This window comes from Arenimonas composti TR7-09 = DSM 18010 (assembly GCF_000426365.1).
GTDB classification, from domain to species: Bacteria; Pseudomonadota; Gammaproteobacteria; order Xanthomonadales; family Xanthomonadaceae; genus Arenimonas; species Arenimonas composti.
Genome location: NZ_AUFF01000002.1, coordinates 427,062 through 448,118, shown reverse-complemented (window position 1 = coordinate 448,118; position 21,057 = coordinate 427,062). Strand labels below are relative to the sequence as shown.

Here is a 21,057-nt window from a genome sequence, read left to right as displayed (position 1 = left end):
GAATCAGAAGGTGCGGAAACCAACGATGCCGCGCAGGCTCTCGGTGATCGTCTTGAGGGCGGTACGCGGGCCGGACTGGTCGATGACGATGATGTCGTCGCCGTAGACCTGCGGGTCCTCGGCGTTGCCGGCGCGGATCTCGCGCAGGTCGAACAGCGCCGCCATCCGCTGGCCGCCGATCGTGCGGAACACCACCACCGCGCCCGGGTCGGCCAGCGGGGTCAGGCCCTCGCTCATCGCCACCGCCTGCAGCAGGCTGGTGCGGCCGGTGATCGGGAAGATGCCGGGCTTGTTCACCGCGCCTTCGACGGTGACGCGCTGGCTGGTGTACTCCTTCACGAAGACGCTGACCTGCGGGTTCTGCAGGTAGTCCTCGGTGAGTCGCGAGGCGATCTCCTGCTCGAGCTCCGGCACCGTCTTGCCGCCGGCGGCGACCGCGCCGATCAGCGGCAGCGAGATCATGCCCGACGAGTTGACGCGGACCTCGCGGCTCATCGCGTCGAGCTGGAAGACACTGACCTGCAACAGGTCGAGGGCACCGATACGGTAGTCGGGCACGCCGGTGTAGGCGCCACCGGCGCCGGTGCTGTCGGGGGCGGGCAGCGACTCGGCCGCGACCACGGCGCGGGCGTTGCCGGCGCGGAGGTTGCCGGTGTTGCTGGTCACGCAGGCGGACAGCAGGAGGACGGCGAGCACGAGCAGGGCCCGTATCAGGTGGCTTCTCATGGGAACTCCGCAGGGGGACGCCGGATTATGCCCCGTCGGGGCAATGCCGCAAAAACCGTCGCGTGATGGGCCCTGAAGGCTGTTGCCGTGGGGCGACGGGCTCAGAGACGGTAGTAATCGCGGTACCAGGCCACGAATCGGGCCACGCCCTCCTCCACCGGCACCCGCGGCCGGTAGCCCAGGCAGTCGGCGAGGCGGCCGACGTCGGCCTCGGTGTCGGGTACGTCCCCGGGCTGCAGCGGCAGCAGTTCCAGTACCGCCTTGCGGCCCAGGCACTGCTCCAGCACTTCGATGTAGCGCAGCAGTTCCACCGGCTGCTCGTTGCCGATGTTGAAGATCCGGTACGGCGCCACCCCGCTCACCGCCGGGTCCGGCGCGTCGGCCGACCAGTCCGGATCCGGCGCCGGCGGGTTGTCGAGCACGCGGACGACGCCGTCGACGATGTCGTCGACGTAGGTGAAGCTGCGCCGGTGGCGGCCGTGGTTGAACACCCGCAGCGGCTCGCCGGCGAGGATCGCCCGGGTGAACAGGAACAGCGCCATGTCCGGCCGGCCCCAGGGCCCGTAGACCGTGAAGAAGCGCAGGCCGGTGCAGGGAAAGCCGTAGAGGTGGGCGTAGGCGTGCGCCATCATCTCGTTCGCCTTCTTGGTCGCCGCGTACATCGTCAGCGGGTGCTCGGTGCCCTGCCCCTCGGTGAAGGGCATGCGCCGGTTGGCGCCGTAGACCGAGCTGCTGGAGGCGAACACCAGGTGTTCGACGCCGTGATGGCGGCAGCCCTCGAGCACGTGCAGCATGCCGACCACATTGCTCTGCGCGTACACGTGCGGGTTGCCGGCGGCGTAGCGGACCCCGGCCTGGGCCGCGAGGTGCACGACCCGCTGCGGCCGGTGGCCGGCGAACAGCGCCTCCACCGCGGCGCGGTCGGCGAGGTCGGCATGCACGTGCGAATAGCCCGGCGATGCCGCCAGCCGCGCCAGCCGCGCCCGCTTCAGGTCCACGTCGTAGTAGTCGTTGAGGTTGTCGAGCCCCACGACCTCGTCGCCGCGCGCCAGCAGCGCCGCCGCGAGGTGGTGGCCGATGAAGCCGGCGCTGCCGGTGACCAGGATCTTCATGGATCGTCCCCGTGCCTGACCGGTTCGCGGTCGCCGAGCCGCACCGCCTTCGCGCCGACGTAGATGCCCCAGGGCTCGGTGGCGCGGGTGATCACCGCGCCGGCCCCGACCACCGACCCGGTGCCGATCTCGACCCCCGGCAGCAGCGTCGCGCCGGCGCCGATGAAGGCGTCGCGGCGGATCAGCACCTTGCCGCGGAAGACCTTGCGCTGCGCGGCGCTGACCATCGGTCCGGAGCAGCGGGCGCCGTCGGCGAGCACCTCGGTGGAGGTGATCACATTGGTGTTGGTGGCGATGCAGGCGTAGTCCTCGATCTCGAAATCGCCGCCGCCGCTGACGAACACCCGCGGCGCGATGTGCACCCGCCGGCCGACCTTCACCGTGCGGCTCATCAGCAGCACGTTCTTGTCGATGTAGGCGAACTCGTCGAGGCGCACCGCCCGCGGGAACGCGAAGAACACGCCCTGGTCGATGAAGACGTTCGGCGCCATCCGCCCGAGCTTCCGGCGCCAGTACAGCGCGCGCACGTACATGCCGCCGTAGGCCGGCAACCCGCGCATGTGGGTCGCCACGAAGCCGACGACGCCGGCATACAGCGGTATCGGCAGCGCCAGCAGGAAGCCGGCGACATGCTCGAAGATCCCGAGCGGCCAGCGCAGCAGCGGATTGGCCAGCAGGCGCTCGGCGAGCGCCAGCAGCCTGGAGTCGCGGCCGTGCTCGGCGATCCGCGCCTCGCGGATGTGGCGGACCATCCTCTCGTCGAAAACCAGCTTCACCGGCGGTCCCTCCAGGCGAGCGGAGCCGCCAGTTCCGGCGGCGGCGGCGGCAGGTCCGGGAACAGCGTCCACACCGCGCCCGAGCGCGGCCGCAGCACGACCCACACCGTCAGCGCCAGGCAGGCCAGGTAGACGCGCAGCCCGCGCCGCGCCACGTACCACTCTTCGATCAGTCCCTTGTACGGCATGATCACGCGGTCGTAGAGGTCCTCGGCGGCGCCGTCCTGCAGCAGCTGCTCCTCGTCGTGGAAGACGATCGCGCCGATGCCCGACATCCCCGGCGGCACCTGCAGGATCGCCGCGCGCGAGCGTTCCGGGTAGGCCTCGAAGCAGCGCGTGGTCTGCGGCCGCGGCCCGACCAGGCTCATGTCGCCGCGCAGCACGTTGAGCAGCTGCGGCAGCTCGTTGATCTTGTAGCGGCGCAGGAAGCGCCCCATCGGCAGCACCCGCGGGTCGTCCTTCAGGGTCACGGTGCCGGTGCCCATCGACGGGCTGTCGCGCAGCATCGTCGCGAACTTGTACAGACCGAACGGGCGGCCGTGGCGGCCGATCCGCGACTGTACGAAGAACACCTCGCCCTCGCCGCTCAGGCGCAGCGCCAGCATCACCGGCAGCATCAGCGGCAGGAAGACCAGCAACGCGAAGCCGGAAAGCAGGATGTCGAATACCCGCTGCATCACATCCTCCCGTCCAGGAAGCGGCCGGTGTCCTGGTGGCGGAACTCCGGCAAGGTGCGCTTGAAGAGTTCGACCAGGTCGCCGCGCTCCCAGCGCGGGCGCCGGCGCAGTTCCTCGATCGCCTGCAGGAAGGCGTCGAGCCGCGCCGGGTCGTGGTCCGGGCGGGCGCGGATCACGCCGATGGCCTCGAAGCGCGCCAGGTCCAGGTCCTCGTCGCCGGTGTAGAACTCCTCGACGTCCTTCTCGCCGGTGGTGTCGCTGGCGAAGAAATAGACCGGCCAGCGCCGCTGCGCGATCAGCTCGGCGGCGCGGCCGCGGGCCTCGTCCTCGTCGGCGCATTCGTAAGGAACATAGCCGCGCGCCTGCAGGAAGCGCACCGCGATGTCGGAGAAGCGCGCCGGCGCGATCGTGTCGGCGAACTTCGGGAAGAACACGTCGCGGTTGTCGCCGAGCAGGGCCGAGGCCAGGCACAGCTCGCCGGCTTCCTGCGGCGTCAGGAAATAGCGGCGCACGTCGTTCGGCGCCGAGATCGGCTGGCCTTTCGCCAGGCGCCGCTCGAAACCGTGCAGCAGCGATCCGTCGGAGAACGCGACATTGGCGAAGCGCGCGGTCGACACCGGCATGCGCGCGCTGGCGCGCATCAGGAAGCGTTCCATCAGGCGCTTGCTGGCGCCCATCATGTTCACCGGGTTGGCGGCCTTGTCGGTCGACACGCTGAAGTAACGGCGGGCACCGGCGCGCTGCGCGTGTTCGAGCGTACGCAGGGTGTCGAGCACGTTCACCCGCACCAGCCGCATCAGCGTGAACGGGTCCTTCTCGCTGCGCACGTGCTTGAGCGCCGACAGGTTGAAGACGACGTCGTAGCCGTCGACGGAATTCATCAGCGCCGCGAACTCGCGGCCGCCGCAGTCGATCGCGAACGCGCGGAAATCGCCGTCGATGTAGCCGAGGGTGCTGCGCAGGTCGCGCACCAGTTCGACGGTGTTGTTCTCGCTGATGTCGACGACGTGCAGCACCTTCGGCCGGCGCCGGAAGATCTCGCGGGTCACCGCCTGGCCGATCGAGCCGGCGCCGCCGATCACCAGGAACCGGCCGGCGCGCACCTGCGCCGTGAGCTCCTCCTCGTGGCGGCCGATGTCCGTGTCGAACATCGGCCCGTCGCGGCCGAGCAGTGCCAGCAGGTTCACGGCCGCAGCCTCGCGAACTCGCGCTCGGGCACGCTCGACGGCAGGTTCAGCAGCCGCGGCGCCAGTTCGCGGCTCACCGCCAGGCCGTCGTGCGCGCAGTGCGCGTACATCGGCAGCTGCGACAGCAGCCGCCAGACCGGCCGGGTCATGACGCCGGCGCGGGCGGTGGCTTCGAGCAGCGGCTCGCGGTCCTCGGCCGAGGCCAGCACGATCGCGTTGAGCCAGTGGTTGCTGCTGGTGTCCGGCAAGGGTTCGACGAAGGCGACGCCGCGGTCGCGGAAGAAGCGCCGGTAGCGCGCGGCCACCTCGGCCTTGATCGTCAGCATCATCGGCAGCGACTCCATCTGGGCGCAGCCCAGCGCTGCATTGAGGTTGGGCAGGCGGTAGTTGAAGCCGACTTCGTCGTGCACGAACTCGTAGGGATGCGCGCAGCGCGCGGTGGTGCCCAGGTGGCGTGCGCGGGCGGCCAGCGCGGCGTCGTCGGTCAGGACCGCGCCGCCGCCGCCGGTGGTGATCACCTTGTTGCCGTTGAAACTGAGCACGCCGAGCGCGCCGAAGGTGCCGGCGTGGCGGTCGCCGGCGCGGCTGCCGAGCGCCTCGGCGGCGTCTTCCACCACCGGAATGCCGTGCGCCGCGCAGATCGCCACCACCGCGGCGATGCGCAGCGGATTGCCGAAGGTGTGCATCGGCACGCAGGCGGCGATGCGGCGTCCGCTGCGGCGGTTCCAGGCGCGGCCGTCGTCGCGCCGTTCGGCGTGCTCGTGCAGCCACGCCGCCAGCGCCACCGGCGAGAGCCCGAGGCTGTCGGCGTCGACGTCGAGGAAAACCGGCTCGGCGCCGGTGTAGGCGATCGCGTTGGCGGTGGCGACGAAGCTCAGCGCCTGCGTCAGCACCTCATCGCCGCGCTCGACGCCGGCGACGCGCAGCGCGAGGTGCAGCGCCGAGGTGCCGTTGACGGTGGCGACCACGTGCGCGGCGCCGGTGAACGCCGCGAGCCGGCGCTCGAACTCGCCGACCAGGCTGCCGGCGGTCGACACGAAGTTGGATTCCACGCACTCGCGCAGCCAGCGACGCTCGTCGCCGACGAAGACCGGCCGGTGCAGCGCAACCTCGCCGTCACCGTATTCCCGCCGTATGTGCCCGAGCAGGTCCTCTGCCGCCGGCCCATCTGCGGTCACCCCATGGTGGGGCCGTCCCTGACGATGGGCGCCATGCCCATTTCGCGCAACATCACCGCATTGACCTTGCGTACGTCATACCTGTCCTCCGCGATCCTGCGAGCCTGTCGCCCCATGCGCGGGGCGAGGTCCGGGTCTCTTACGAATTCCAGCATCGCCGCCTCGAGGGCGTCGACCGAACGCAGCGCGACGAGGACACCGTTCTCCCCGTCGATCACCGTCTCCCTGCAGCCGGGTGCGTCGGTGGTGATGACCGGCCGCCCCATCGCCATCGCCTCGAGTACCGTGCGTGGCGTCCCCTCCCGGTAGGAGGGAAGCACATACACCGTGCAATCTGCAACCGCGCCACGGACATCGTCGAGGCGGCCGAGGAACTCGAGCGTGCCGGCGGCGATCCAGGCCTCGAGCTCGCCGGCGGCGATCGCATCGGGGTTGTCGTCGATCCAGCCGGCGAGCCGGAACCGCGCCTGCGGATGCCGCGCCCGCACCCGCGCCGCCGCCGCCGCGTATTCGCGCACGCCCTTGGCGACCAGCAGGCGCGCGATCAGCAGGAACACCGGCGGTCCCGCCGGCAGCGGGGCCGGCGCGAAATGGTCGACGTCGACGCCGGAGCCGGCGACGACCTGCGTGCGCTGCCCCGGCGCCAGCAGGCCTTCGCCGGCGAACAGGGCCTGGTCGTCCGGGTTCTGGAAGAACACCGCATCGGCGCGCCGCAGCGCGGCGCGGTAGAGCCCGCGGGCGATGCGCGCGAGCCCGCCGCGGCCGTCGGCGAACGCGTAACCGAGGCCGGTGATCAGCGCGTAGCGGCGCGGCACCCGCGCCAGCCAGGCCGCGAGCAGGCCGTAGACCACCGGCTTGATGGTGTAGGCGAGCATCAGCGCCGGCCGCAGCCGCCGCTGCAGGCGGTACAGCCGCCACAGCAGCAGGGCGTCGGCGAAGGGATTCGTGCCGGTGCGCGCGAAGGCGATGTCGTGGCAGTGCACGCCCCAGCCGCGCAGGATCGCGGTCACCGCCGGCGACGCCTGCAGCCCCGGCGCGACCACGTGCACGGCGAAGCCCTGTGCGCGCAGGTCGCGCAGCAGGTCGCCACGGAACACCGTCAGCGATTCCGGGTAACTGGCGATCACCAGCGCGATCGGCTCAGGCATGTCCGTTCTCCGTCGGCCGGCGCCGCCAGGGCAGCAGTCCGAGCAGGCGCCGGCGCGAGGCGGCGCCGAGCAAGCCGAACCATGCCACCGCCACCACCCCGGCGAACACCGGCAGCGCCAGCAGCGTCGCCGGCCGCAGCGGCGCCGCGCCCGCATACAGCCACTCGGCGGCGAGCCCGCAGGCGCCGACCAGCGCGACCCCCGCCAGCGTGCGCAGCCACTGGCCGCGCAGCGCCGGGCCGACCACCGCCGCGGCGAGGCGCGGGAACCGCAGCGACATCAGCAGCCGCCCGGCGATCACGCCGGCGGGGATCGCCCAGACCTCGCCCACGAGCCGCCAGGCGAGGTCGCCCAGCAGCAGCGCCAATACCGTCGCCACCACGCCGATGCCGACGCGGCGGCCGATGCGCAGGCCCAGGTCCTGCAACTGCGCCTCGCTGCGGATCAGGATCAGCTGCAGCGCCTCGAGCACGATCAGGAACTCGAACAGGCCACCGAGGTGGTGTTCGCCGCCGACCCACAGGGCGACGAAGGGGCGGTTGAACAGCAGCGCGCCGGCGCACAGCAGCACTGCCAGGAACAGGGTCAGGTCGCGCACGCCGGCGGCGGCGGCGGCGATCCGCGCGGCATCGCCGCCGCCGACCAGGCGCCCCACCCCGGGCATCGACGCGCTGCCGGTCATGAAGGCCAGGCTGATCGCCACCTGCGCCGCGTAGGCGGTGAACACGTAGTCGGTGACCGCGCCGGCGCCGAGCCGGAACCCGATCAGCAGCAGGTCGCTGGCCAGCAGCAGCTTCACGACCACCGACCACAGCACCACGCCGCCGCTGAAACCGAAGAAGCCGCGCACCTGCGGCCGCGTCGGCCGGGCGACGCCGAACCACGGCACCCGCCGCCGCGCCTGCCGCCAGATCAGCAGCGCGAACAGCAGCGAGCTCGCCAGCACGATCGCCGCCAGCACCGGCAGGCCGTGCCCGCGCCAGGCGGCGACCAGCATCACCGCGTTCGACGCCGCGAACAGGCCGGCGCGCAGCAGCACCGACACATGCCCCTGGTTGGTGCCGACCAGCACCGCGTCCGGCGCCCCGAGCAGCGGGATCAGCAGCAGGTTCAGCGCCAGCAGCACCGCCGCCCAGCGCAGCGGCGCCGCCAGCTCCGGCGGCACGCCGGCGATCAGATGCGGCAGCGCCCACACCAGCCCGCCGCAGACCAGCAGCGACAGCGGCAGGAACAGCGCCCAGACGATCAGCGCGCTGCCGACCGCCTGGCGCTGGGCGTGGTCGTCGCCGGCTTCGACGCCACGGGCGACCAGCCACTTCAGCGCCTGGGTCGCGCGGCCGTCGGCGACGGTGCCGAAATCCATGATCCGCTGCAGCGCGCGCCACAGCCCGAAGGCCACCGGCCCGAGGTACTGGACCAGCAGCGGACTGGCCACCAGGGTCACGACCGTGGTCACCGCGAAGTGCAGGTAGTTGGCGAGCGCATTGCGCCCGGCCGCGCGTAGCAGGCTCAACAGGCTCCCCCGGGTCCCGTCGGTGCCCATCCTTACCATATCGGGGGGACGCAGCGGGTCCCGGCGGATCCGCGAAGGTCCCGGAGTCGTTCCGGAAGGGGCCGGATCCATTCGCGAATGTCCTGGAGTGATTCGCGAAGGAGCCGGATTCATTCCGGAAGGGTCCGGATTCATTCGCGAATGACCCGGATTCATTCCGGGGAGCGCCGGTCGGGCGGCTCAGGCCGGAGGCGGCGGCCCCCTGCCCCGCCACCAGGCGATCGGAAGGGCCACGGCCAGGCCGGCAGCGCTGCCGAGCAGGTTGGTGAAGACGTCATCCAGCCGCGCCTGCCGGTAGGCACCGATGCCCTGCATCAGCTCGCCGGCGACCGCCAGCGCCACCAGCACCCCGACCGCCCGCCAGCCGCGCCAGTCCGGCCGCGACAGCCAGAGCACCGCGGCCAGGCCGGCGAAGGCGAGGAAATGCGCCATCACGCTGACGTCGAACGGCGTGCCGGCGAGGCGCTTGCCGAGCCAGCGCACGTTGCGGCGGCCGAAGGCCTGCTCGAGCGTCTCCAGCGGCAGGAACATCGCCGCCGACACCAGCAGCACCGCGATCACGACGACGATGCGCACCCGCGGCGGCGCCCGCAGCGACAGCCAGACGCTCAGCAGCAGCGCGCTGGCGAGGGTCAGGAGTTCGGGGAAGCTCAACGGGGGGTCCGGCGGCGCATGGCGGGACAAGGTGACCGGTTCGGTGTGAACCGGCAATCCTTGTCACAAAACGATTACCGGGTCGCCGCGGCCGCCCTGCTACACGCGGTAGTAGTCCCGATACCAGGCAACGAAGTTCGAGACGCCTTGCTCGACGCTCACCTGCGGCCGATAGCCGACGGCATCGACCAGGCTGGAGACGTCGGCTTCCGTATCCGGCACGTCACCGGCCTGCAGCGGAAGCATCTCCATCTTCGCCTTGCGGCCGAGGCATTCCTCGAGCACCTCGATGTAGCGGAGCAGTTCGACCGGCTGCTCGTTGCCGATGTTGAAGATGCGGTACGGCGCAACGCCGCTGGTAGCGGGATCGGGATTCATGCCGTCCCAGGCCGCGTCCTTCCCCGGCGGGCAATCAAGCGCGCGCACGACGCCTTCCACGATGTCGTCGACATAGGTGAAGCTGCGGCGGTGATGGCCGTGGTTGAAAACCTTGATCGGCTCACCAGCCAGGATCGACTTAGTGAACAGGAAGAGCGCCATGTCCGGGCGGCCCCACGGGCCGTAGACGGTGAAGAAGCGCAGGCCGGTGCACGGGAAGCCGTAAAGATGGGCGTAGGAGTGCGCCATCATCTCGTTGGCCTTCTTGGTAGCTGCGTACAGGGTCAACGGGTGCTCGGTGCCCTGGTGCTCGTTGAACGGCATCGCGCGGTTCGCGCCGTACACCGAACTCGTCGACGCGAAAACCAAGTGCTCCACACCGTGGTGGCGACATCCCTCGAGGATGTGCAGCGTTCCGGTCACATTGCTGGACACATAGACGTGCGGATTCTGGGCCGCGTAGCGAACTCCGGCCTGAGCCGCGAGATGCACGACCCGCTGCGGTCGATGTGTCGCGAATACATTCTCGACAGCCGCCCGGTCGGAAAGGTCCGCCTGCACGTGGGTATAACCGCGCTGATCCAGCAAGCGCGCCAGGCGGGCTTGCTTCAGCGACACGTCGTAGTAGTCATTGAGGCTATCGAAGCCAATGACCTCGTCGCCGCGCGACAACAGAACCTGCGCGACGTGACTGCCGATAAAACCGGCAGTACCGGTGACAAGAACCTTCATCTATTGATCCCCTTGATCATTGGCGAAACTTTCCAGGACAGGCCCCATCTCGGCCGTCCGCTCCATCAACCTCAACATTCTTTCAGCCTGCGTTTCTCTCGAGTACTCGACCGCGGCCGAACTGGCGTTAGTGCGCAGTCTTTCGAGCCTGACCGGATCATCTGCAAGACCGCGAATGGCGTCCGCCATCGCAGCGGGATCTTCGGGAGCCACCTGCACACCACAGGCGGACCGGCGGACGATGCCGGTCGCCTCGCCATCCGGCACGCTGATCAGGATCGGCACGCCCATGCCCATCGACTCGAAGATCTTCGACGGGATCACCGTCGCGAACACCGGCGTGTCGCGCAGCGGCACGATCGACAGGTCGCAGATGCTCCACAGCGCCGGCATGCGCTCCTTCGGCTGGCGTGGGATCAGGCGGACGTTGTCCAGGCTGCGCTCCGCGACCATCTCCTCGACCTTGGCGCGTTCGGCGCCGGAGCCGGCGAAGAAGAACACGATGTCGTCGCGGTCGCGCAGCAGCTCGGCGGCTTCCAGCACCTTCGGCAGCGCATGCGCCATGCCGTGGGTGCCCATGTAGCCGGCGACGAACTTGCCGGCGAGGTCGAACTCCGCCTCCAGCTCCTGATCGCGCGGCCGCGGCTCGTAACGGTCGAGGTCGACGCCGTTGACCACGACCTCGATCTTGTCGCCGTCGATGCCGCGTTCCACCAGGTCGTGGCGGAAGCTTTCGGTGACCGAGACGATCAGGTCGGCGCGGCGGTACAGGAACAGCTCGAGCTTCTCGAGCATCCGGATCGCGAAACTCTTCTCCATCGCCCCGACCGCCATGATCGAGGCCGGCCACAGGTCGCGCAGCTCGAACACGAACGGCCGCCATTTGGCCACCGCCAGCATCCAGCCGCCGAGCGCGCAGAAGAACTGCGGCGAGGTCGCGACCACCACGTCGGGGCGGCGCTCGAACAGGCCCATGAAGAAGCCCATCAGCATGAAGCTCAGGTAGTCGAGCGTGCGCCTGAGGAAACCCTCGTTGGCGGTGATATAGGTCTTCACCCGCACCACGCGGATGCCGTCGAGCTCCTCGACCTGGCGCCAGCGGTTGCTGTAGCCGGGGAAGAGCTTGCCTTCCGGGAAATTCGGCGCACAGGTGATCACCGTCACCTCGTGACCGGCGCGCACCCAGCGCATCGCGTGCTCGTGGAGCCGCGTCGCCGGCGCATTTCCCTCGGGCGGGAAATTGTCCGAGAGGAACAGGATCTTCATTGTCGGGTCCAGGCGAATTGCGTGGCGAAGGCCGGGCCGTCGCCGTGGACGGTCAGGACCTCGCAGGACGATTCGGCGCCGAAGCGCGGATACCACGCGCCGGCCTCGATCGCCGCGGGAGCCGAAGAGCTCCAGGTGAGCGGCGGCGGGTCGGTAGGTGCGAAGCGGAACCTGGCGGTCGCTCCGGAGAAGCGGCCGGTGAGTGCGTCGCGCACTTCCAGCCCGTGTTCGTCCAGTCGCCAGGTGCGCGCATGGTACACGCGCCCGGGCAGACGCCGGTAGCCGTCGTGGGCGCCGTGAACGACCAGCGTGTCGCCTTCACGCCGCCAGGCGACATCGAAGGGCCGGGCGCGGCGGGCGACCCGGAACGCGCCCCAGACCTCGGACGAATCGGCGCCGTCGACGGTCACGGTGTTGTGCGCGGCCGTGCGGCGCTGGCGATGCCGCAGCGGGCCGGCGTCGTAGGTCGAGATGCCGCCGTTCACGAGCGCCCGGCGCCCGTGCAGCGACAGCTCGAAGGACAGGGTATCGGCATGGGCGTGGCCGGGGATGTAGTCCGGCCCGACCGGGGCGATGTCGGCGATCAGCACCGCCGGGCCGGCCTGCAGGCGCACGTAACCGGAGTCGGGCAATGCCTCGATCTCGGCCAGCGGCGCGGTGTCGAAGGCGATGCCGAGCGCGGCGGCATAGGCCTGCAGCTCGGCCAGGCGCGGGGCGATGCCGAAGGCGGCGTCGTTGAAGAAGGCGATCTCGCCGTCGGGGTGGCTCATCACCCGCAGCCAGCGCAGCATGCGCGGCGCGGCGGCGGCCAGCGTCGCGACCAGGTCGACAGGCAAGGCGCCCGGGAAGGCACGGTCGAGCTGCAGCAGGTCGAGCACGTCCTCGAGCAGGATCGCGTGGTACATCGGGCTGCGCTCGAAGTGGCCACCGTCGGCGAGGATCTGCTCGTCGAGTTCGTGGCGCAGGATCGCCGCGCCCTTGCGCAGCCAGCCGGCGGCCTCGTCACCGCTGAAGAAGGCGCCGGCGAACAGCAGGCCCTTGGCGTTCGCCCACAGGTGATTGCCGAGCAGGTGGATCTCGAGGCGGCGGCGCAGGAAGCGCGCCTGCACGGCGAGGCTGTGCACCGCTTCCGGCGCCAGCGCTTCGACGGCCAGCGCCCACTTGATCCAGTTGACGATCCGCAGCGAAGCCGGATACGGCTCCCAGCCGTTGCCGGCCGGCGGCGGATTCTCGGCGATCCAGCGCCGCATCAGCTCGCGATGCCAGCCGGCACGCGCGTCGGCGTCGTCGGCGGCGAGGTCGTCGAAGTAGTGCGCGTTGTACAGCCACAGCTTCGGCCAGTCGGCGCGGTTCCAGTCGCCGGGCCCTGCGAGTTCGCGTTCGACCCCGAGGAAGCGCAGCCTGCGCGGCCCGGTCATCGACGCCGCGCGGGCGCAGCGCTGCCAATGCGTCGCCGGTATGCGCAGCGCCGGCGGCGGCGACTGGTCCGGGCGCGGCCGCGCCAGCCGGAACCAGGCGCGGCCGTAGATCTGCACCGGCTTCAGCCAGCGCAGGGTGTGCCAGTAGCGGGACAAGGCGCCGGAAGCGGCCGCCTCGGGCTGCGTCGCATCAGGCAAGGAGCTTCTCCAGCGCGGCGACGATGCGCGGCGCCGTCTTGCCGTCCCACAGCTCCGGGATCGCGCCGCCCTTCCACTCACCGGCGAACAGCCGGTCCAGCGCCGGCTTCAGCGCCGCCGGGTCGGTGCCGAGCAGTTCGTTGGTGCCGATCGTCACCGTCTCCGGGCGTTCGGTGGTCGTGCGCAGGGTCATGCAGGGCACGCCGGTCACCGTGGTCTCCTCGGTGACGCCGCCGGAGTCGGTGATCACGCCCTTGGCGTGCTTCACCAGCCAGTTGAACTCCAGATAGGGCTGCGGGTCGACCAGGTGGATCGACGGTGGGAAGCCGTCGAGTTCGCGCAGGGTCTTCGCGGTACGCGGATGCACCGGGAACACCACCGGCAGGCCGCGGGTGGCCTCGGCGATGGCCTGCAGCAGGTTGGCGAAGTGGCCGGCGGTGTCGACGTTCGACGGCCGGTGCAGGGTCAGCACGAAATAGCCGCCGGCCTGCAGGCCGAGCTCGTCGACGAAGGCCGGCGGGCGCAGCCGGTCGATGTTCGCCAGCAGCGTGTCGATCATCGTGTTGCCGACGAAGAAGATGCGCTCGTCGGGGATGCCGGCGGCGCGCAGGTTGGCGTTGGCGACTTCGCTGGTGGTGAAGAACCAGTTGGTGATCGCGTCGGTCACCATCCGGTTGATCTCCTCCGGCATGCCCCAGTCGCCGGAGCGGATGCCGGCCTCGACGTGCGCCACCGGCACGTGCAGCTTCTGCGCGGCGATCGCGCAGGCCATCGTCGAGGTGACGTCGCCGACCACCAGGCAGAGTTGGCTGGGCGCGGCGAGCAGCAGCTTCTCGTAGCCGACCATGATCCCGGCGGCCTGCTCGGCCTGGGTGCCGGAGCCGACCTCGAGGTTGACGTCCGGTTCCGGGATACCGAGCTGGGCGAAGAACTCGCCCGACATGCGCGGGTCGTAATGCTGGCCGGTATGGACCAGCCGGTAGCGCAGCGGGCCGCCTTCGGCCTCACGCGCCTGCAATGCCTTGATGAGCGGCGCGACCTTCATGAAATTCGGGCGCGCGCCGGCGATGATGTCGATCAATCTGGAACGTGTGCTCACGACTTCCCCAATGAGTTCAGCGGAATCTGCCTCTCTGCCAGACCGGCGCGCCAGGGAGCACCGGTTCTCACTTCCGCTTGGCTACGTGATTGTCAATCTTTCAGCTATCCAGGTGGATTGCACGCATCACACATAAGCAAGCGAATCAGTTCGTACCTCACCTAGACCCGTGACACCGGCTTGGCGGGCGCACCGACGACGACGCACCCGGGCTCGACGTCGTGGAGAACAACACTGTTGGCACCGATCTTCGCGCCGTCTCCAACGAAAACCCCTCCAACAATCACAGCCCCCGACCCAACATAAACACGGTTCCCGAGCCGCGGAATTCCATCCTTTGTGCCATTTCTCCCGATGGTCACATTCTGGGAGATTATGCAATCGTCCCCTATGACTGCCTCTTGATGGATCACAACCCCAAGACCCCAATATCCACAAACAAAATTTCTACCGATCGAAGCAGAGCCCGGAATCCATGCGGAAAAAATGAGCCGGTTGAGCCATGAAAGTGCCCACGAAACCCTACTAAAGCCCGCCCGATGGAAACGATTGGCAACTCTGTAGACCGAGACGGCCGGATTCATGACAAGACCTCTGCAATACGTTCCACAGCACAACGCTCCGTGTTCTGTCGAACCGCCCTCTCGTATGCGGCACATGCGTAACGGATCCGGAAAGATTCCTCTGTCGCCAATGTAAGAACATGCGAGGCCAAATCCTCAACATCACCGATTGTCGCCAGAAGACTAGACTCTTGGTGAACTAGAAAATCCTCCACCGCGCCGACACGCACGGAGATTATGGGAACCTTCATCGCAACGGCCTCCAGCACTGAATTCGGGAACCCTTCCGAATGAGAAGCGAACAGAAGAGCGTCCAACCTTCGCAACCGTTCGAACTTCATATCTGCAGATAGCCAGCCCCCGCAAAGAATCACGCCCCCCATATCGTTCTCGCGTATCCAAGCTTCTACAGCAGGCATTGCCGAGCCGTCACCGTATATAAGTCCCCGGATGTGAGGCTCCCGGATGTGAGCACGCCTTATAGCCTCAAGGTAGTCAAAAATTCCCTTCTCAATCTCAACTCTGCTAAAGAAGCCAACAACAAAGGTTTCCTGCTCACTCTTTGCCACAGCTGCGCTCGAAGAGGCGAAAGACGAGCCCGGAATCCAATTTTCCACTACCTCGAGCTTAGATTCGTTTGACCCAAGGCTCAGGAAGTAGGAGCGCCATCCCTCCGATTGACAAACAACTCTGTACGCACAAAGAAATACCATTCGCGCGAACAGGCGCATGATTCGCGACGATTCAAGGTTCTCACGAAGAGGGCCCGACCTTGGCATCAGAATTCCTCTGACGCCGAGAAGTCTGGCAATTACCACCATTACGCCCTTCTCCACGAAGCTTAGTCCGCTGCTTGAGAACACAAGGGCCGCGTCAGGTCTGTGCACGACACAGGCCCAAACAAACCTCACTAGGCGAGCGCACGCGGCCGGAAGGCGATGAAAGCCGCTTCGTGCGCGGATGGACTCGATTGATGAATCGATCCCATGAACGACCCAGCCCCGGGCAGCAAGCGCCTTGGCCAAACTTGTGCAGGCAAACGTTTGCCCACCTGACCTGTGGTCACTCAGCGATGCGCGAAGCGCCCCGACAAGAACTACCGAATGGACCTTGCTCATTTCAGGACCGTATGCCCGTAAGCCGCCAACACCCTTTCATTGACCCCGCTAACGTAAGCATCAATTGCCTCACGGCTTGCGCGATATCGTGAAGGGTCCCTTCGCACGTCTCTCAGACGACCAGCAAGCGCACCCGGATCGCGTGACTCTACAAAGCACTTCTCATCAAGCTGAAACAGAAGAGCCAGATCTTCGAATGTTTCCCGCCTTCCAACGACCACTATGCACATTCCAGCTATAACCGCTTCGAGAGCTGCATTTGGGAAACCTTCGTGGATCGAACAGATTACGAACACACCGCCGCGCTCGTATGCAGATTCCACATCACTAACAAAGCCATGGAAATGATAGGACCCGCTTTGCAACTGCATGGACGCCTGCGCCTCTAGGTGGGGACGCATCGGTCCATCTCCGTAAACCTCCAGAACGACCTCTCCGCCCAGCATCCCCACCGCACTAATCGTCAAGTCAATCGACTTCACCGGATCCAGTCTGGATAGCACCACCACCCTCAGACCGAAGTCAAACGACTTCACTGCGCAGGGGCGAACGCGAAGTGGGTTAGGCGCCAAACTGGCCTTCGCCGCGTAGCGCTTCGAGAGCATTGAAAGTCCAGGCAACACGCTCCGAGAGGGCACCAGCACGCGATCTGCTCTAAGCGACATCAGCCAGTAGAGCATCCGCGTGTAAAGGACCCTATAGCGTGCTCCCCCGGCAAGACGCTCGTAGAGGCATGTCGTCTCTCGAAGCACAACTTCGCCGCGATAGCCCGCAATGATCGACGCCAACACTACGATGACATTGCAGCGAAACAGCGTGCTGACGATTCTCGCCGGGCGCTCTCGCTTGAGGTACTGCACTAGAAATGGAAGATCCTTAAGCGTTCTCGTAGTGCCCGTTTCTATGGCCGGAATGGCCGAACTCAAGAAGTGATGTGCCGCGCCGCGACGGCTAACTACTACCTCAACCTCCACCCCGTGTGCGGCAAGAAGATTGGCAACACTCGCCAACACGAGTTCCGCCCCTCCAAAATTGAACTCATGGAGGTAGAAAGATGTCGCGCTCTTCATTCTTACTCACTTGTGCTAACTGAGGCGCGACATAAGTGCGCTTGTTCACACGTCGCAGTCTAGTGTCGCCGCACCAATGCCTGGTCTGTTTCCGTCACTCAGCGTCTTACGGCTGACCTGAGGCTCGCCTGACGAACCACCAAAACACCATGGCCCAACAGGACGCTAGTTAGTAGCCAGTTGATCTTGTCATAGTAAGAGACTGAGAACAGATCCGAAACAAGCAAGACAACCGAAAAGAAAAGCAACCAAGATCGTTCGGCCAGCGCCTCCTGAGAGCTAGACTTTCTCCGGAGTTTAAAGGCACGAGCTGTCGTCATGAGAGGTGCAAAGTAGACCAACAGCAGACCAACGAAACCCAACGTACAGAGAACCTCTAGAAAGTTGTTGTGAGAATACGTTCCGAAGGAGGCCACCACTCGAAAGCTGTCTAGCCCAACCCCTCCAACGGGGTGTTCAGCCCAAAGTCTAGTGGCTTCCTCAGCCATAGCCGACCTGACGCCGAGGCTCTGCTCGCGTATGAGTTCACCACCGCCGAGGTAGGAGAACAGGCTTTCTAAGCGGAAGTAGAACGTACTCTCAACGATCAATGGGGCCGCGAAGGTCGCAAGAGCGGCTGCGCAGGCGAACGCCCCCACCTTTCGCATTGTTGTCCTTGCCGAGAACGCCCATTGAACGGAAATGTAGCAAGCGCATATGGCCATCCCAATGATCGCCCTTCGAGACCCGGCCGAGTAGAACGCGAGATAGAAGCAACAAGCGAAGACTCCAAATATCCCAGTCGCCGCGACGAAGCTGATTCGTGCGGAACGAAGTAACAAGACCGTCCGCCGAGTAGCGAAGAGCGACGCACCAACAATTACGGTGGCGAGATCGTTTGCATGACCTAGCGCACCACCAAGGCGTTCGGCGTCATCACTATGGTGGTTTGCTGAGAGGAGCAGCGAGGCAAAAACTCCAATGTAGAAGGCTAACTCAACTACCACGACCACGCCGGCTTGGCTAAGTAGCTGCGCGCACATAAGCCCAACCACGATCACCTGAATTAGTGTGATGAGACGGCCCGTTTGGGGCTCTGACGACCAAGTTAGGCTCAACGCTGCCCATGAGATGAGCAGGATGTACGGAAGCCAGAACCACTGGGGCCTGCTTTCAGGCGCCCCGGAGAGCATCGTCAGCAAGTACGCGGCTGCGAGAAGTCCAGCCGCGACCGCTACGAGGGAAACTAAGCTCTCATTGCCGCCGGCCACGCACACTGCAACGGCGTAGATGAATAAGCTGCTTGCGCCGAGAGCCCGTTGACTTATCTTCATCGCAGGTCCTGACGAAAGACTTCTCTGCGAACCTTGGCAATCAGGAGCACGTTCATCGCGAAGCCCGATATCGAGAATATTCCAACTAGAACAATGGGGTCCTGAGTCAGAAAGCCGATAAGAACTGAACCAATACGCGTTGTGAGGAGTCCAGCTTCATATCTGACGTACCAAGAATCGAGCCGAAGCGGCGAAATAAGCGCTGAACTTGGAATGTTCGAGATGGCGCTCCACCAGAAGATCGCCAACAGAGACATGAGTGGCGCCGCTTCTACCCATTGGGGCCCGAACGCTAAAGCAAGGACCTCAGAGCTAAAGATCGAAATTGGAGCGAAGAACAGAAGCGCGGCTGACGCAACGCCAACGGTAGCCGACAGGTGGAGCGTCTGCACCTCCCGACGCGCCCTCGTCCTAGACGCGGCCTCCGCGAAGTACACACCACGTAGAACCTTCCCAAAAACTTGACTTGGCGTACATAGGATCCGGTTGGAAACCACGTACCAGCCACCCACCGAAGCACCAAAGAAACCTGGCAATGCAATCGGCAGGGCGTTCAGCCCTATCCGCGACAGGACCTGCTGGACCGCCTGCGTCCGCATCAAGTATGCATATCGACGGGCAGTCGACCAGGCTTCTTCAATTACGTGCTTCCGGCGGGTGCGCAATGTCTGAAGGACTACAGGGCCGTACACGACCAGCGACAAGGCTTGGCCCGCCACCGCGCCGAGAACCAGAGCGGCAGCAGGCCGATCCGGGTCAAGTACAACGCCCCCGAGCTGAATACTCCCGATCAGGACCGGACGAAGCAGGGAGTAGCCCGCCACGACTTGATGTCGAGCCAATCGCAGAGCGAGAAATGCAAGAACCTCACCTAGAACGAGCGTGACTGTCCCGAATCCCACAGCGAAACAAGCTTCAAGCCGACCGATTGTCGTAGCGTCTTGGCCAAGAAGGGCGCCACCGAAAGTGACCACAGCGCCCGTTGCCACTCCAGCCAAAACTCCGACCACGATCGCCGCGCATAAAACTAATACGAGCACGGAGGCCAACTCGAAATCGTCATCGACCAGGCTGAAAGAAAGCTCGAACCGAAACGCGCCGAGCGCAGTCGATAGAGCAAGTACAGCCATGAATGCGCCATACAACCCGAAATGCTCCGGCGCTAGCAATCTCGCTAGTACAACGAAGACAGCCACTTGGACGATTTGGCCTGCAGCTGTCGCAAGCGATATCGACGCAATCCTCCGGATCACGCTTGCCTTCCCAGGTACTTTCTCGTGAGCGCCTCTCTGCGCGCTCCTCCAGTCAGCCCAAAGAACTCGGTTGTTATTGATGATTCGTTCTTTGCAAAATAGTCGTCAACGGTACCGAGGACCTTGGCAGGGACCCCCCCAATTACGCTCCGAGGGGGAAAACTGCCTCTTACGACTGCGCCAGCTGCCACGATGGAATCGTCCGAGATTACGGATCCAGGCAGGATGATCGCATTCACACCGATGAAGACCCGACTGCCGATCTCGATCGGTGCAAAAAGCTCGATCTTCGGAGTCGCCTTTCGGAAGATCCAAAGCCCACCGTCATGTGTAATCAGCTTGACTCCATCGGTGATGGTGACGTGGTCGCCAATCGAGATGAGGAATGGCTCCGAGCCAAAAGTTCCAGGCTTAACGCCATAGAATCGGCAACCCTCACCAACTCTTGCGCCAACTCTCCTTAGCCATGCCTCCGGGTCCAATCGGATCGCGATCGAGTCGAAGACGAACTTGCCGTACTTCCGAATCCGAACTAACGAGCGAGAAGTTCCCACGTCACACTCCATTCGCCGGTTCAACGGCCGGACCCCGAGACGCATCGCGGCGAGTCCACCTCATGATGGGCTTTTCGACGCCATAGGTGAGGGCGGACGAAAGCGCAATCACTACGGAAATCACGGTCAAAAGCGCTATCGGTGCATGCACACCTGCGTCCCGGAGTCGCAGTATCAGTGCATAGCCGATGTTCTGGTGCACCAGATAGAGCGGATACGAGATTGCCCCAAACCAAACCAGCGGCCGAAATGACGGCGCGCCGAAATTGGAATACCACCTCGAGGTAAACAAATAGATCAGCCCGGCACAGATAATCACGACCACTGACTCCAAAGGCTCCAGTGTCGTGAAAGCGTCGACGCAAAAGACCAGCGCGAACAAGAAGAGCGTGCGTGGCCCAACTCGCCGGTTGTGAAACAGATAGATCGAGATCCCCAATGCAAACAGCGGAACCCAGTCTCCGATTATCAGGACCCGTATCGCAGTGAAAAGGCTAAGCTGCGGCGCCAGTACTGCGACCGCCTTGCCCAGTAGCACCCAGACGAACAAGGCGATTGGGAACAAGCGTGGGGGTACCAGGAAGTAGATCGCTGCTATCCAGAAGTAGAAGATGAGCTCTACCTCAAGGCTCCAATAGACTCCATCCACGAAGTTCGCCCCCAAGAGACGAGGAATCATCGTTAGATTGAGGAGCGCATCTGACCAAGACGCCTCTCTGCCGGGAAGCGTGAGCTGTGAAACCAAGGCAAAAGTGACACCAACAGCAACCCAGAATATCGGGTACAGGCGATAGAATCTGGCCTTCGCAAAGTCAACCACACCAAGCCCAGCAGCGCGGAGCTTGTTAAGCGTCATAAATATTACGTACCCACTTATGACGAAGAACACGTGCACGCCAACATGGCCGATGCCGAAGGTGAATGCTGAGCCATATTGAGGATACAGCTCGCCGAGCCTTGAGGTGTAGTGATACGCAACCACCATAAGGGCAGCCACACCTCTCATCATGTCGAGCGGAAGTTGCCTCGTTTGAGTTTGGCTATGCATATCGGAAGTTTCGCTCATGCTTAGGAGCGCCCGCGGC

Annotated in this window: 19 protein-coding genes; all 19 read right to left on the bottom strand. The window is 65.6% G+C overall.

Annotated elements, in window-relative coordinates; all coding sequences use genetic code 11:
* Positions 1-3 precede the first annotated feature (3 nt).
* The 19 genes from K311_RS15715 to K311_RS0106260 all read right to left on the bottom strand — a co-directional run bounded on the left by K311_RS15715 (position 4) and on the right by K311_RS0106260 (position 21,038).
* Entirely contained in the window at positions 4-726 is a 723-nt protein-coding gene (locus K311_RS15715; protein WP_081683313.1) for a polysaccharide biosynthesis/export family protein, read from the bottom strand.
* Positions 727-827: 101 nt separating this feature from the next.
* On the bottom strand, positions 828-1,838 hold the full coding sequence (locus K311_RS0106320; protein WP_026816613.1) for an NAD-dependent epimerase: 1,011 nt from the start codon (positions 1,836-1,838) through the stop codon (positions 828-830).
* Complete coding sequence (locus K311_RS0106315; RefSeq protein WP_026816612.1) at positions 1,835-2,614, bottom strand: acyltransferase; 780 nt, start codon at positions 2,612-2,614, stop codon at positions 1,835-1,837. Before K311_RS0106315 ends, K311_RS0106320 begins: the two co-directional genes overlap by 4 nt.
* Positions 2,611-3,291: a sugar transferase gene (locus tag K311_RS0106310; protein ID WP_026816611.1), complete on the bottom strand. Its 681-nt coding sequence runs from the start codon at positions 3,289-3,291 to the stop codon at positions 2,611-2,613. The genes K311_RS0106315 and K311_RS0106310 overlap by 4 nt, the downstream gene beginning before the upstream one ends.
* Positions 3,291-4,478, bottom strand: coding sequence for a UDP-N-acetylglucosamine 4,6-dehydratase (locus K311_RS0106305; protein ID WP_026816610.1), 1,188 nt, complete (start codon positions 4,476-4,478; stop codon positions 3,291-3,293). Before K311_RS0106305 ends, K311_RS0106310 begins: the two co-directional genes overlap by 1 nt.
* A complete protein-coding gene (locus K311_RS0106300; RefSeq protein WP_026816609.1) occupies positions 4,475-5,656 on the bottom strand; it encodes a LegC family aminotransferase in 1,182 nt (393 codons plus the stop codon). Before K311_RS0106300 ends, K311_RS0106305 begins: the two co-directional genes overlap by 4 nt.
* Complete coding sequence (locus tag K311_RS15710) at positions 5,653-6,804, bottom strand: glycosyltransferase family 4 protein (protein WP_043796939.1); 1,152 nt, start codon at positions 6,802-6,804, stop codon at positions 5,653-5,655. Before K311_RS15710 ends, K311_RS0106300 begins: the two co-directional genes overlap by 4 nt.
* Positions 6,797-8,317, bottom strand: coding sequence for an MATE family efflux transporter (locus tag K311_RS15705; RefSeq protein WP_043796940.1), 1,521 nt, complete (start codon positions 8,315-8,317; stop codon positions 6,797-6,799). Before K311_RS15705 ends, K311_RS15710 begins: the two co-directional genes overlap by 8 nt.
* Positions 8,318-8,536: 219 nt before the next feature.
* Positions 8,537-9,010 (bottom strand): VanZ family protein, encoded by a 474-nt coding sequence (locus K311_RS0106285; protein WP_026816608.1) that lies wholly within the window; start codon positions 9,008-9,010, stop codon positions 8,537-8,539.
* 99 nt (positions 9,011-9,109) lie between these two features.
* Complete coding sequence (locus K311_RS0106280) at positions 9,110-10,120, bottom strand: NAD-dependent epimerase (protein ID WP_026816607.1); 1,011 nt, start codon at positions 10,118-10,120, stop codon at positions 9,110-9,112.
* The gene (locus tag K311_RS0106275) at positions 10,121-11,386 is read right to left on the bottom strand and encodes a glycosyltransferase family 4 protein (RefSeq protein ID WP_026816606.1); all 1,266 of its coding nucleotides are present in this window, start codon (positions 11,384-11,386) and stop codon (positions 10,121-10,123) included. It lies immediately after the preceding gene.
* Positions 11,383-13,002, bottom strand: coding sequence for a heparinase II/III family protein (locus tag K311_RS0106270; RefSeq protein WP_026816605.1), 1,620 nt, complete (start codon positions 13,000-13,002; stop codon positions 11,383-11,385). Before K311_RS0106270 ends, K311_RS0106275 begins: the two co-directional genes overlap by 4 nt.
* Entirely contained in the window at positions 12,995-14,101 is a 1,107-nt protein-coding gene (gene wecB / locus K311_RS0106265; RefSeq protein WP_043796943.1) for a non-hydrolyzing UDP-N-acetylglucosamine 2-epimerase, read from the bottom strand. Before wecB ends, K311_RS0106270 begins: the two co-directional genes overlap by 8 nt.
* A gap of 580 nt (positions 14,102-14,681) precedes the next feature.
* A complete protein-coding gene (locus K311_RS18055) occupies positions 14,682-15,551 on the bottom strand; it encodes a glycosyltransferase family 4 protein (protein WP_169742228.1) in 870 nt (289 codons plus the stop codon).
* A 227-nt stretch (positions 15,552-15,778) separates the two neighbouring features.
* Positions 15,779-16,852 (bottom strand): glycosyltransferase, encoded by a 1,074-nt coding sequence (locus tag K311_RS18050; RefSeq protein ID WP_081683310.1) that lies wholly within the window; start codon positions 16,850-16,852, stop codon positions 15,779-15,781.
* 98 nt (positions 16,853-16,950) lie between these two features.
* Positions 16,951-18,165: an O-antigen ligase family protein gene (locus tag K311_RS18045; RefSeq protein WP_081683309.1), complete on the bottom strand. Its 1,215-nt coding sequence runs from the start codon at positions 18,163-18,165 to the stop codon at positions 16,951-16,953.
* Positions 18,162-19,361 (bottom strand): lipopolysaccharide biosynthesis protein, encoded by a 1,200-nt coding sequence (locus K311_RS18040; RefSeq protein WP_161627303.1) that lies wholly within the window; start codon positions 19,359-19,361, stop codon positions 18,162-18,164. The genes K311_RS18045 and K311_RS18040 overlap by 4 nt, the downstream gene beginning before the upstream one ends.
* A gap of 53 nt (positions 19,362-19,414) precedes the next feature.
* Positions 19,415-19,984 (bottom strand): acyltransferase, encoded by a 570-nt coding sequence (locus K311_RS17565; RefSeq protein ID WP_161627302.1) that lies wholly within the window; start codon positions 19,982-19,984, stop codon positions 19,415-19,417.
* Positions 19,974-21,038, bottom strand: coding sequence for an acyltransferase family protein (locus tag K311_RS0106260; RefSeq protein WP_026816603.1), 1,065 nt, complete (start codon positions 21,036-21,038; stop codon positions 19,974-19,976). The genes K311_RS17565 and K311_RS0106260 overlap by 11 nt, the downstream gene beginning before the upstream one ends.
* Positions 21,039-21,057: the final 19 nt, after the last annotated feature.

Bases quoted from the DNA above. Each gene is read 5' to 3' on its own strand.
- K311_RS18045 (WP_081683309.1), bottom strand. From the start codon at position 18,165: ATGAAGATAAGTCAACGGGCTCTCGGCGCAAGCAGCTTATTCATCTAC.
- K311_RS17565 (WP_161627302.1), bottom strand. From the start codon at position 19,984: ATGGAGTGTGACGTGGGAACTTCTCGCTCGTTAGTTCGGATTCGGAAG.
- K311_RS18050 (WP_081683310.1), bottom strand. From the start codon at position 16,852: ATGAAGAGCGCGACATCTTTCTACCTCCATGAGTTCAATTTTGGAGGG.
- K311_RS15715 (WP_081683313.1), bottom strand. From the start codon at position 726: ATGAGAAGCCACCTGATACGGGCCCTGCTCGTGCTCGCCGTCCTCCTG.
- K311_RS0106260 (WP_026816603.1), bottom strand. From the start codon at position 21,038: ATGAGCGAAACTTCCGATATGCATAGCCAAACTCAAACGAGGCAACTT.
- K311_RS0106280 (WP_026816607.1), bottom strand. From the start codon at position 10,120: ATGAAGGTTCTTGTCACCGGTACTGCCGGTTTTATCGGCAGTCACGTC.
- K311_RS0106275 (WP_026816606.1), bottom strand. From the start codon at position 11,386: ATGAAGATCCTGTTCCTCTCGGACAATTTCCCGCCCGAGGGAAATGCG.
- K311_RS15710 (WP_043796939.1), bottom strand. From the start codon at position 6,804: ATGCCTGAGCCGATCGCGCTGGTGATCGCCAGTTACCCGGAATCGCTG.
- K311_RS0106310 (WP_026816611.1), bottom strand. From the start codon at position 3,291: ATGCAGCGGGTATTCGACATCCTGCTTTCCGGCTTCGCGTTGCTGGTC.
- K311_RS0106320 (WP_026816613.1), bottom strand. From the start codon at position 1,838: ATGAAGATCCTGGTCACCGGCAGCGCCGGCTTCATCGGCCACCACCTC.